Source organism: Streptomyces sp. NPDC002513 (assembly GCF_053595355.1).
Genome location: NZ_JBSFXK010000106.1, coordinates 1 through 11641, shown reverse-complemented (window position 1 = coordinate 11641; position 11641 = coordinate 1). Strand labels below are relative to the sequence as shown.

Annotated in this window: 10 protein-coding genes; 4 read left to right on the top strand and 6 right to left on the bottom strand. The window is 72.0% G+C overall.

The genetic code is table 11. From position 1 onward, the window contains the following. A partial coding sequence (glgB, locus tag ACWD5Q_RS34285; protein ID WP_451430984.1) for a 1,4-alpha-glucan branching enzyme occupies positions 1 to 1167 on the top strand: 1167 nt, incomplete at its 5' end. A 56-nt stretch (positions 1168 to 1223) separates the two neighbouring features. On the opposite strand, the gene ACWD5Q_RS34280 is transcribed toward glgB, so the two are convergent. The 5 genes from ACWD5Q_RS34280 to ACWD5Q_RS34260 all read right to left on the bottom strand — a co-directional run bounded on the left by ACWD5Q_RS34280 (position 1224) and on the right by ACWD5Q_RS34260 (position 6883). Further along, a complete protein-coding gene (locus ACWD5Q_RS34280) occupies positions 1224 to 3491 on the bottom strand; it encodes a HelD family protein (protein WP_451430983.1) in 2268 nt (755 codons plus the stop codon). Positions 3492 to 3626: 135 nt separating this feature from the next. After that, the gene (locus ACWD5Q_RS34275) at positions 3627 to 3941 is read right to left on the bottom strand and encodes a thioredoxin family protein (RefSeq protein WP_451430982.1); all 315 of its coding nucleotides are present in this window, start codon (positions 3939 to 3941) and stop codon (positions 3627 to 3629) included. A 14-nt stretch (positions 3942 to 3955) separates the two neighbouring features. Continuing rightward, complete coding sequence (locus ACWD5Q_RS34270; protein ID WP_451430981.1) at positions 3956 to 4384, bottom strand: MerR family transcriptional regulator; 429 nt, start codon at positions 4382 to 4384, stop codon at positions 3956 to 3958. Positions 4385 to 4521: 137 nt separating this feature from the next. Further along, on the bottom strand, positions 4522 to 5292 hold the full coding sequence (locus tag ACWD5Q_RS34265; RefSeq protein ID WP_451430980.1) for a DUF2127 domain-containing protein: 771 nt from the start codon (positions 5290 to 5292) through the stop codon (positions 4522 to 4524). A gap of 211 nt (positions 5293 to 5503) precedes the next feature. Continuing rightward, entirely contained in the window at positions 5504 to 6883 is a 1380-nt protein-coding gene (locus tag ACWD5Q_RS34260) for a cation:dicarboxylate symporter family transporter (RefSeq protein WP_451430979.1), read from the bottom strand. A gap of 383 nt (positions 6884 to 7266) precedes the next feature. On the opposite strand from ACWD5Q_RS34260, the gene ACWD5Q_RS34255 reads away from it, so the two are divergent. The 3 genes from ACWD5Q_RS34255 (at position 7267) to ACWD5Q_RS34245 (ending at position 10819) form a co-directional block, all read left to right on the top strand. Further along, positions 7267 to 8952, top strand: coding sequence for a sensor histidine kinase (locus tag ACWD5Q_RS34255; protein WP_451430978.1), 1686 nt, complete (start codon positions 7267 to 7269; stop codon positions 8950 to 8952). Then, positions 8949 to 9641, top strand: a complete 693-nt coding sequence (locus ACWD5Q_RS34250) for a response regulator (RefSeq protein ID WP_451430977.1) — start codon at positions 8949 to 8951, stop codon at positions 9639 to 9641. Before ACWD5Q_RS34255 ends, ACWD5Q_RS34250 begins: the two co-directional genes overlap by 4 nt. 446 nt (positions 9642 to 10087) lie before the next feature. Next, complete coding sequence (locus ACWD5Q_RS34245) at positions 10088 to 10819, top strand: XRE family transcriptional regulator (RefSeq protein ID WP_451430976.1); 732 nt, start codon at positions 10088 to 10090, stop codon at positions 10817 to 10819. 198 nt (positions 10820 to 11017) lie between these two features. Here ACWD5Q_RS34245 and ACWD5Q_RS34240 read toward each other — a convergent pair whose 3' ends face one another. Then, positions 11018 to 11479 carry a pyridoxamine 5'-phosphate oxidase family protein gene (locus tag ACWD5Q_RS34240; RefSeq protein ID WP_451430975.1) on the bottom strand — a complete coding sequence of 154 codons (462 nt, stop codon included), beginning with the start codon at positions 11477 to 11479 and terminating at the stop codon, positions 11018 to 11020. Between the last annotated feature and the right edge of the window lie 162 nt (positions 11480 to 11641).

Below are 11641 nucleotides of genomic sequence, written 5' to 3'. Positions count from 1 at the left end.
GCGGAGTTCGACGGGCGCCCCCTGTACGAGCCGGCGGACCCGCTGCGGGCCGCCCACCCGGACTGGGGGACGCTGGAGTTCGACTACGGGCGGCGCGAGGTGCGCAACTTCCTGGTCGCCAACGCCGTGTACTGGTGCGAGGAGTTCCACGTCGACGGCCTGCGCGTGGACGCGGTCGCCTCCATGCTCTACCTGGACTACTCACGCCAGTACGGCCAGTGGCGGCCGAACGCGCACGGCGGCCGGGAGAACCTGGACGCGGTGGCGTTTCTGCAGGAGATGAACGCGACGGTGTACCGGCGGAATCCGGGCGTGGTGACCGTCGCGGAGGAGTCGACCGCCTGGGACGGCGTCACCCGCGCCACGCACCACCGGGGCCCGAGCGGCTTCGGGGGGCTGGGCTTCGGCCTGAAGTGGAACATGGGCTGGATGCACGACTCGCTCGAGTACATGGCGCATGAGCCGGTCCACCGCGCGTACCACCACCAGGAGATGACGTTCTCGATGGTGTACGCCTACAGCGAGAACTACGTCCTGCCCATCTCCCACGACGAGGTGGTGCACGGCAAGCGGTCGCTGGTGTCGAAGATGCCCGGCGACTGGTGGCAGCAACGCGCGGGCCTCCGCGCCTATCTGGGCTTCATGTGGTCCCACCCGGGCAAGCAGCTCCTCTTCATGGGACAGGAGTTCGCCCAGGGCTCCGAGTGGTCGGAGGCGCACGGCCCCGACTGGTGGCTGCTCGATCCGGGCTACGGTGCCGCGGCCGACCACCGGGGCGTACGCGACCTGGTCCGCGACCTGAACACGGTCTACCGCGGGACTCCGGCGCTGTGGCAGCGCGACACCGAACCGTCCGGGTTCCAGTGGGTGACCGGGGACGCCGCCGACGACAACGTGCTGGCGTTCCTGCGCTTCGACGCGGACGGCACGCCCCTGCTGGCGGTGTCCCACTTCTCGCCGGTCGTCCGCCACGACTACCGGCTGGGCGTCCCGGACGACGTGCCGGCCTGGCGCGAGGTCCTGAACACGGACCTCGCGCACTACGGCGGCAGCGGCGTCCGCAATCCGGACCCGCTGAAACCGGAGCCCGCCCCCTGGCACGGCCGTCCGGCGAGCATCCGGCTGACGCTGCCGCCGCTGGCCACGGTGTGGCTGCGGCCCGCCTGACGCCCGACGCCCGGCGGGCGCCTCCGGGGGGCGACGGCTCCCGGAGGCGGACACCGCTACGCGGTCGGCGCCTCGGCCAGGGCCTTCGGCAGCGGGCCCCGGTGCACGATCCCCAGCCGCTGCGTCGCCCGGGTCAGGGCCACGTACAGGTCGCTCGTGCCGTACCGGCCGGGCTCGACCACCAGCACGGAGTCGAACTCGAGCCCCTTGGACTGGCGCGGATCGAGCAGGACGACGGTCCGCGTCAGATCGGGCTCCGCACCCGCCGTCACCCCGTCCAGCCGCGCGGCGAGCGACCGGTGCAGATCGCGCGGGGCGATCACCGCGAGCCGGCCCTTGGGGAAGGGGGTCAGCTCCCGGACCGCCTCGGCCACGGCTCCGGGCAGGTCGTCGGTGGCGCGCACCCAGGGCCGTACCCCCGTGGACCGCACCGAACTCGGCGGCTCGAAGTCCGGGTCCTCGACCCGTACGACCGCCGCGGCGACCTCCATGATCTCGGCGGGCGTGCGGTAGTTGACGCCGAGGCGCGTGTGCTCGAAGCGGTCCTCGACATACGGCGCGAGGATCCCCGCCCAGGAGCCGACCCCGGCGGACTCGGCCGTCTGCGCCGGATCCCCGACCAGCGTCATGGAGCGGGTCGGGGAGCGCCGCATCAGCAGCCGCCACGCCATCGCCGACAGCTCCTGCGCCTCGTCGACGACGATGTGCCCGAACGCCCAGGTGCGGTCGGCCGCCGCGCGTTCGGCGGCGCTGCGGTGGTCGGCCTCCTCGTGCCGTTCGGCGAACCGCTCGGCGTCGATGATGTCGTGCGCGGAGAGGACCTCGGACCCGTCGGGGTCGCCGTCCTCCTTGTCCTCGAACTCGTAGGTCCGGGAGGCGTACGACACGTCGAGCACGCCCTGCGCGTACGACACCTGCGTCTCACGCTCGCGTTCGGCGCGGGCGCGCGCCACGCGGTCGTCCTCGCCGAGGAGTTCGGCCGCCTCGTCGAGCAGCGGCACATCGGCGGCGGTCCAGGCCCGGGTGACCGGGCGGCGGACGGCGGCCGCGTCCTCGTCGGGCAGATAGCCCTCCGGGCCGGCGAGGAAGTCCGCGACCAGCCGCTGCGGGGTCAGCCGCGGCCACAGCCGCTCGATCGCCGACCAGACGTCGGGATTCTCCGCGAGTTCGTCGCGGATCTGGGTGATGTCGCTCGCGTCGAGGAGGTTCGTGCCGTCGTACGGGTCGGTCCCGATCCGCTCGGCGACCATGTCCGTCAGGGTGTTGAGGATATGGCCCTCGAAGTGCTCGCGGGCCACGTTGTGCGGCAGCTTCGCCGCGCGGGTGCGCTCGCGGGCCATGTTCACGAGCCCGTCGTCGAGCAGCAGCACGTCCCGGTCGTGCTCGACGGCGATGACCGGGTCGGGCAGCGCCTGACGGTCGCGGACGACCCGGGCCAGTACGTCGGCCATGTCCGCGCGGCCCTTGACGGCGGCCGCCTCGGGGGTGTCGGTGGCGGTGGCCCTGACTCCGGGGAACAGTTCGCCGACGGTCGCGAGCAGCACGCCGGTCTCGCCCAGCGAGGGCAGCACCTCGCCGATGTAGCCGAGGAACGCGGGGTTCGGGCCGACGATCAGGACGGCGCGGCGGGCGAGCAGCTCCCGGTGCTCGTAGAGCAGGTACGCCGCCCGGTGCAGGGCGACGGCCGTCTTGCCGGTGCCGGGACCGCCCTCCACCACCAGCACGCCCCGGTGCGGTGCGCGGATGATGCGGTCCTGGTCGGCCTGGATGGTCTGCACGATGTCGTTCATCCGGCCGGTGCGGGCGGAGGTGAGCGCGGCCAGCAGCACGGCGTCACCGGTCGGGTCCTCGTGGCCGGTGCGCTCGTGGTCGGCGAGGTCGAGGATCTCGTCGTGCAGGGAGATGACGCGGCGCCCGTCGGTGCCGATGTGCCGGCGCCGGCGCAGGCCCAGCGGGGTGTGGCCGGTGGCCAGGTAGAAGGGGCGCGCGACCTCGGCCCGCCAGTCGATGAGGACGGGTGTGCGCTCCGCGTCGTCGGCGCGCAGCCCGATACGGCCGATGTGGTGGCTCGGCCCGGAGGTGAGGTCGATACGGCCGAAGCAGAGCGAGCCGTCCACGGCGTCCAGCGCCGCCAGCAGCCCCGAGCGCTCGGCGACGAGGATGTCCCGCTCCAGCCGGGCCTGCATGGGCTTGTCGCCCTGCGCGAGCGCGTCCGCGACGGAGGTCTCGGTGTCGCCGCGCACCACGTCCACCCGCGCGTACAGCCCGTCGATGAATTCCTGCTCATGCCGCAATTCATCGTCCGGAAATTCGGTGTTTGACAATTCCGCTCCCGACCCGATATACTGTGCTTGCTGAACTTATTTGCGACCCATTTCCGTGAAGTCGCGAATCATTGAATATACACAAAGAAATCCCCCGAGCGCAATTGCTCGGGGGATTTCTCTGTGCGGACCGGGTCAGAGCACGTCGGACAGCTCCTCCAGCAGCCGTCGCCCGGGCCGGGCCCCCACCATCGCCTTCACCGGCTCACCGCCGCGGAACACCATGAAGGTCGGCATGGACAGCACCTTGTACGCGTTCGTCGTCGTCGGATTGGTGTCCACGTCGAGCTGCACCACCTTGAGCCGGCCCTCCTCCTCCGCGGCCAGGGCACTGAGCACCGGCCCCATCTGCCGGCACGGCGGACACCAGTCCGCGGTGAACTCCACCAGCACCGGCAGCTCCGCCCCGATCACCTCCGCCTCGAAGTCCGCGTCCGTCACCTCGGTCACGCCTGCCGCCCTGATCACCGCTGCCACCCTCCCAGTTCGCACACCGGCTCCGGACCGCCCGGAACCTCCGCCTCGACCGCCAGCGCGTCGCGCGCCTCCTCCGCCTTCGCCAGCTGTGCCCCGACCTGCGCCCTGACCGCACGCAACTCGCCGATCAGCGCGTCGAGTTCAGCCAGCTTGCGGCGGTAGACCGCGAGCGACGCCGGGCACGAGTCGCCCTCGGGGTGCCCGGCCCTCAGACACTCCACGAAGGGCCGCGTCTCCTCCAGGTCGAACCCGAAGTCCCGCAGCGTCCGGATCTGCCGCAGCAGCTTCAGATCGCGCTCGTCGTAGGTGCGGTGCCCGTTGCCCGCGCGCCGCGCGGTCAGCAGCCCCCGCGACTCGTAGTACCGCAGCGTCCGGGTGGTGGTCCCGGCCCGCGCCGCCAGCTCGCCGATTCGCATGCGCCCGACGGTAGCCCTTGACGCCGACGTCAAGGCAACGCGTCGGCCGGGCGGCAGCAGCACCCGCCAGGCCGTGTGCCCTCGTCCGGCGTCGCGCGGCCCGGTCGTCATGAGAACTCCGGCCGCCCCGGTGCGGGTCAGGAGGTGACCGTGAGGCCCGCCGACTCCTCCACCTCGATGAGCGAGGCGCTGTGCCGCTCCTCGTCGAACGCCTTACGGCCGCCGCGCAGCCCGAACAGCCGTTTGGCGAGGGCGATGTAGAGGACCGCGAGGATGTTGAGGACCAGCGTGGCGATCTTCAGTGCGGTGATGTGCTGGGTGAGTTCGTAGACCTCCAGGGGGAGGAAGGCCGCGGTGGCGACGACCGTCAGATACTCCGCCCAGCGCTTGGCGTACCAGAGTCCGACCGCCTCGACCAGCTCGATCAGCGCGTACGCCAGCAGGAGCCCGGCGACCAGGAGCAGCGTGGAGTGCCGGTAGCCGAAGGACTTCTGGACGGTGCCGACCACGGGTGAGTGGTCGAGGTCGTAGTGGAAGTGCCTGAAGACGGGCCGCAGCACGTCGAGGTACTCGGTGAAGAGCCGCCGCACCGCGTCCTGGCTGTTGCTGAACTTCCACACGGCCACCGCGGCGAGCACGATGAACACCCCGCGCACGGCCCGTTCGACGGCGAGGAAGCGCAGGATGAACAGGTCGCGCAGCACCTTGCCGCGCGGCACGAGCGGCGCGTCGGCGGCCGGTCCGCCGCCGTGCGGCTCACCGAGCACGAAGTCGCCGCAGCGCAGGCAGCGCCACACGTCCCCGAGTGCCGTCCGGGCGTGCAGCCGTACCCGCAGCCGGGGATCGTCGGGCGCGTAGGTCACATGCCCGCGGCGCGCACAGGTGCGCCGGTCCCAGTCGATCTTCATGCCCCGTGCCTCCCGGACAAAGGTGCCGTGCCGGTCGGTCCGGCACGGCACGGTCGTGCATGTACTACGAGACGTGGGTGCGGGACGCGGGGTTCCGCGGCGGATCAGCAGGTTCCGGCGGCCACGAGCGGAGCCGCGGACCGGGCGGCCGGTGACGGGGGATCGGTCCGGCCGCCCGGAGTACGCGGATGCGGTACGGGATACGAAGGGCTCAGGCCTTGGCCAGCAGCTCCTTGTCGCCGCCCTGCTCGGGCACCGGGGCTGCGGCGCCGTCCTCGTCCAGCAGGGTCTGCTCGTCGAAGGGGATCTCGCCGGCGAGCACCCGCCGCACCCGCTCCTTGTCGACCTCACCGGTCCAGGTGCCGATGAGCAGGGTGGCGACCGCGTTGCCCGCGAAGTTCGTCACGGCGCGGGCCTCGCTCATGAACCGGTCGATACCGATGATCAGGCCCACACCGTCCACCAGGGCGGGCTTGTGCGACTGCAGGCCGCTGGCCAGGACGGCGATACCGGAACCGGAGACGCCGGCCGCGCCCTTCGAGGCGACCATCATGAACAGCAGCAGACCGATCTGCTGTCCGATGCCCATGGGCTGGTCCATCGCGTCCGCGATGAACAGGGAGGCCATCGTCAGGTAGATCATCGTGCCGTCGAGGTTGAAGGAGTAGCCGGTCGGCACGGTGATGCCGACGACCGGCCGGGCGACGCCCAGGTGCTCCATCTTCGCGATGAGCCGCGGCAGCGCGGACTCCGAGGAGGAGGTGGACACGATCAGCAGGAACTCACGGCCGAGGTACTTCAGCAGGTGCCAGATGTTGACCTTGGCCACCGCACGCACCAGCGCGCCGAGCACGATGCCGACGAACAGCAGACAGGTGACGTAGAACCCGATCATGATCGTGGCCAGCGCCTTCAGCGCGTCCACGCCGGTCTCGCCGACCACGGCCGCCATGGCGCCGAAGGCGCCGACCGGGGCCGCCCACATGATCATCGCGAGCACCCGGAAGACCAGCTTCTGGATGTGCTGGACGCCGCGCAGGACGGGCTCGCCGGAGCGCCCCATGGCCTGGAGCGCGAAGCCCACGAGCAGCGCGACGAGCAGCGTCTGGAGCACCTGGCCCTCGGTGAAGGCCGACACGAAGGTGGTCGGGATGATGCCGAGCAGGAAGTCCACCGGGCCCTCGGCGGCGGCCTTGGCCTGCTCGTGCCCGACGCCCTTCACGGCCTCGGTCAGATGCATCCCGCTGCCGGGGTGGATGATGTTGCCGACGACCAGGCCGATGGCGAGCGCGACGACGGACATCGCGAGGAAGTAGCCGAGGGCGAGCCCTCCCACCTTGCCGACCTTGGCGGCCTTCCGGACGGAGCCGACACCGAGCACGATCGTGCAGAAGATGATCGGCGAGATCATCATCTTGATGAGGCTCACAAAGCCCGTGCCGAGCGGCTTCAGTTCCTTGGCGAAATCGGGCGCGGCGAAGCCCACGGCGATGCCGAGGGCCACCGCGGCGATCACCGCGAGATAGAGGTAGTGGGTGCGGTCCCGCTTGGCTGCGGGCGCGGCAGGTGCGGTTCGGGCTGTGCTGGCCACGGCTGCCCTCCTCGACGACGTCGTCGGATCATCCGGCGTGCGGCTCACGTCCGGGGAAACCGGGAGGCCCCCCCGGTGGCCGGAAGGTATCCCCCCGACGACCGGGAGACGTCTTGCTCCCGGGGATGCGGTGACTATCTCCCGCCGTGTGAGGGCGGTCACCCTTCCGTTCATTTAGTTCACGCTTACATCGCGGCGTTCACGCGTGCCGGACGAACCGGAGCCCTCCCGTACGGCGGGCGGAAACGCCGGAACCGGGGCCCGCCCGTACGACGGGCGGAAGCACCGGAACCGGGGCCCGCACGTACAGCGCGCGGAAGCGGCCGGGACAGCGGGCCCGCACCCCTGGACGCCGGGCCGGGGCCGCGAGGCAGACTGAACGCATGCGCGTGCCCACACTCCCGAGACCCCGCAGCCTGGCCGGCCAGCTCTTCGCGATGCAGGCCGTGCTGATCGCGGTGCTCGTCGCCGGGTACGCCCTCTTCTCCTACGTCAGCGACCGCGGCCAGGCCCAGGCCGCGGCCGGCCGGCAGGCGATGGCGGTGGCCCGCTCGGTCGCGGACGCCCCCTCGGTGCGGACGGCGATCCGCACCCCGGACCCGACGCGGACCCTCCAGCCGTACGCGTCCCAGGTCCAGCGGCACACCGGCGTCGACTTCGTCACGATCATGAACCCCGAGGGCATCCGCTGGACCCACCCCAACCCGGCGCTGATCGGCGAGCGCTTCCTCGGCCACACCGCCCGCGCGTTGAAGGGCGAGTCGTTCACCGAGACCTACACCGGCACCCTGGGCCCGTCCGTGCGCGCGGTCACCCCCATTCACGACGGCGGCCGGATCGTCGGCCTGGTGAGCGCGGGCATCACGGTCGAGACCGTCACCGCCCGGCTCCGGGAACAGGTGACGACCCTGCTCGGGGTGGCGGGCGGGGCCCTGGCCCTGGGCGCCGTCGGCACCTATGTGATCAACGCCCGGCTGCGTCGCTCCACCCACGGCATGAACGCCACCGAGCTGAGCCATATGCACGACTACCACCAGGCCGCGCTGCACGCCGTGCGCGAGGGCCTGCTGATGCTGGACGGCCGGTTCCGGGTGGCGCTGATCAACGACGGCGGCCGGGAGCTGCTCGGGGTGAGCGGGGAGGTGGTGGGCCGCTCGGTGGCCGACCTGGGACTGCCGGCCCCGCTGACGGGTGCGCTGCTGTCCTGCGAGCCCCGGGTCGACGAGGTCCATCTGACGGCGACGCGCGTCCTGGTCGTCAACACCTCCCCGGTCTCCGGCGGCGAACGCCGGGGCACCGTGGTCACCCTGCGCGATGTGACCGAACTCCAGTCGCTGACGGGCGAGTTGGACTCGGAGCGTGGCTTCACCCAGGCGCTGCGCTCCCAGGCGCACGAGGCGGCCAACCGACTGCACACGGTGGTCTCGCTGATCGAGCTGGGCCGCGCGGAGGAGGCCGTCGACTTCGCCACGGCCGAACTGGAACTGGCGCAGGCCCTCACGGACCAGGTGGTCGCCGCCGTGAACGAGCCGGTGCTCGCGGCCCTGCTGCTCGGCAAGGCGGCGCAGGCGAACGAGCGGGGTGTGGAGCTGGTGGTCTCGGAGGCGAGCCGCATCGACGACGGGCTGCTGCCGCCCTCCCTGCCGGCCCGGGACCTGGTCACGATCCTCGGCAACCTGATCGACAACGCGGTGGACGCGGCACAGGGCTCGGGAGGCGCGCGGGTGACGGTGACCGCCTGCGCGGAGGAGGCGGAGCTGGTGCTGCGGGTGTCGGACACGGGGGCCGGGGTCGATCCCGCGCACGCGGAGGCGGTGTTCCGGCGCGGCTGGTCGACCAAGCCGGCCGCCGCGTCCGGCGGCCGGGGGCTCGGCCTCGCCCTGGTCCGTCAGACGGTACGCCGCCACGAGGGCACGCTGACCGTGTCGGAGGCCGCGGGAGGCGGGGCCGAGTTCGAGGCGCGGATCCCGTTGCCTACCGTGGGGGCGGCTTCGGGGTCGGCTCCGGGGTCGGCCGAGGATGTTCCCGGAGCTTTCGCCGAGCCCGCCCTGCCCGGAGGTGACGTATGACCGAGCCCATCCGCGTCCTGGTCGTGGAGGACGACCCGGTCGCCGCCGACGCCCATGTGATGTACGTGGGCCGGGTGCCGGGCTTCACGGCGGTGGGCACGGCGCACACGGGTGCGGAGGCGCGGCGCCTGCTGGACCGGACCCCCGTGGACCTGCTGCTGCTGGATCTCCATCTGCCGGATGTGCACGGTCTGCACCTGGCGCGCTCCTTGCGGGCGGCCGGCTACCACGCGGACGTGATCGCGGTGACGTCGGCACGGGACCTGACGGTGGTGCGGGAGGGCGTGTCGCTGGGGGTGGTCCAGTACGTGCTGAAACCGTTCACCTTCGCGACGCTGCGGGACCGGCTGGTGCGGTACGCGGAGTTCCGGGGCGCGGCGGGCGAGGCGAGCGGCCAGGACGAGGTGGACCGCGCGCTGGCCGCGCTGCGGGCGCCGGGACCGGCGGCGCTGCCCAAGGGACTGAGCGCGCCGACGCTGGAGCGGGTGACCGGTGTGCTGCGGGACCGCGAGGAGGGGCTGACGGCGGCGGGGGTCGCCGAGGCCGTCGGCATCTCCCGGATCACCGCCCGCCGCTACCTGGAGCACCTGGTGGAGGCGGGCCGGGCGGGTCGCAGTCCGCTGTACGGGCAGGTGGGGAGACCGGAGTTGGTGTACCGGTGGGTCCGGGAGACGGGGCGGACACGCTGAGACCGGCCGGCGAGGGGCCGGTCCGTCGCGGCACGGCGGCAGGGTCACGGAGCGAGCGGTGACGGATCCACGGTCCGGCACACCCCCGGCAACGACGGGTTCACGCCGCCCGCGCGTCTCCCCCGCGCTCCTCGTCACGCGCCTCCCCCTGACCCTTCGGCCCCCGTGTCCACCCCCACCGGCGCCCCCGGCCGACCCGTCCGCCCCGCGGCCACCCGGCGGGGGCCGCCGTCGTAGGCACGTGTGGGCCCGGTCACCTTGCCCGACGCCCTCCGCGTCGCCCGCGGGACCACCGCCCGGCCCGGCCGCCCGGGCGCTCCGCCCGCCCGGCTCCGCCGACCGCGCGCACCGACCGTCACGCCTCGACGACCGAAACCGTATGTTCCTACAATCTGTGAGTGTGGCCGAACAGACCGTAGTCACCGCAGTCCACGCGGCCTTACGTTGTGCGCGTGCACCGACCGCAGTCCCCGCAGCCCACTCCGTCCACTCCACCCACTCCGCCGTTCGACGCCGTTGCCGCCAGAAGACTGCGGGCGGCGCTCGGCATGCGAGTGGAACACGTCGCCTACGGCATGCGCACCTCGTACGGGCTCCCCTATGTGACCGTCGGCCTCGTGATCGCCTGGGAGCGCGGGATCACCGCGCCGAACACCTCCGAACTCATCGCGCTGGCGGGAATGTTGTGGTGCTCCCCCGGCGAACTCATCGGCGCGCCGCGCACGCTGCGCGAGCACCGCGTCGCGCGCGGGCTCGCGCCGGAGGACGTCGCACACGCCGTGGGGCTCGAACTCCTCGTCTACGTACGGATGGAGGAGGCGGGCGAGTGGCGCGGCACCGACCGCCAGACCGCCGCCCTCACCAAGGTGCTGGAGCTGACCCTGCCCGACCTCATCACGGTGACGGGGCGCGACGGCCGGCTCGCCGAACTGCTGATCAGCGCGGTCACCACCCGCTGGCAGGGGTACGTCCGCCCGCTCGGCAGACTGCTCCCCCTGGGCCGGCACCTCCTGGAGGACGTCCTGGAGGAGATGCACGCCGACTACCAGGGGCAGATGGCCGCCACGCTGAACTGGGGCGCCAGAGTGGGCGTGACCGACTCCGGCGAGGCCGGCCGCGACTACCTCGACCACATCGTCGGGATCTTCTGGTCCACGGTCGAGAGAAGCACCGCCTGAGGCCGCGGGGCGCGCCCCAGAACACGGACGCCTCGCCCCCGGGCGGTGGTGAACCCGGGGCGGCCCCGGTTGGAGACGACCAGACCGTCCGCGAACGCCGCGTTCCCCTTGGCCTTCGCCCAGCCCTGCGGCTGCCTTGGCTTCGTACTCCACCTGTAGATCGTGATCCGAGAGGGGCGCGTCGGCGAGGGGCGGCCGTTATTCCAGCCACATCCCGTCGCGCATGATCACTCTCCCGCGCAGTTCTGGCTCGCCGCGCCAAGCGCGCACAGTCCTCGGGATTACGCGTACATACAGAAAGGAACCCTCTTCCACACGTGGATCCCACCCGAACTTGTCGGCGAACGCCTCCGCTGCACCTCCGGGCACCTCCTGGTCCGGGAAGCACTCCGCCTCACCCTGGAGGAGCACCACGTCGAAGGTGTCCGGCAGCGACAGGCGCACGCGCGGCTCTTCGCGGACGTTTCGCGCAGTCACGGAAGTGGCGCTGGTGCACATCCACACGGCTCGCCCATCCCACAAGAACCACAGCGGCACCTGGTGCGGCCCGTGCTCAGGGTGAGCCGTCGACACCCATACATCCCGCTCGGTAACGAGCCGCTCCAGAGCGTCGCGCATACGCTCCGCCGTCTGGCGACGGACGAATCCTGTGGTCTCCATGAGGACCGACCCTAGCCAAGCCGGCGCGGAGCGCGCCTGAGGCGCAGGACCTACTCCCAGCGACCGATGAACCGTTCCTAGAGACTGAGCGGGAGTGAGTCCTGACGCCAGAACTCATGCTCAGCCGAACGCCCCGAACGGTGTTGGGCGTTCTGGTCCACC

Excerpts from the sequence above, each read along its gene's own strand:
- ACWD5Q_RS34240 (WP_451430975.1), bottom strand. The coding sequence starts at position 11,479 with ATGGAGACCACAGGATTCGTCCGTCGCCAGACGGCGGAGCGTATGCGC.
- ACWD5Q_RS34270 (WP_451430981.1), bottom strand. The coding sequence starts at position 4,384 with ATGCGAATCGGCGAGCTGGCGGCGCGGGCCGGGACCACCACCCGGACG.
- ACWD5Q_RS34255 (WP_451430978.1), top strand. The coding sequence starts at position 7,267 with ATGCGCGTGCCCACACTCCCGAGACCCCGCAGCCTGGCCGGCCAGCTC.
- ACWD5Q_RS34250 (WP_451430977.1), top strand. The coding sequence starts at position 8,949 with ATGACCGAGCCCATCCGCGTCCTGGTCGTGGAGGACGACCCGGTCGCC.
- ACWD5Q_RS34265 (WP_451430980.1), bottom strand. The coding sequence starts at position 5,292 with ATGAAGATCGACTGGGACCGGCGCACCTGTGCGCGCCGCGGGCATGTG.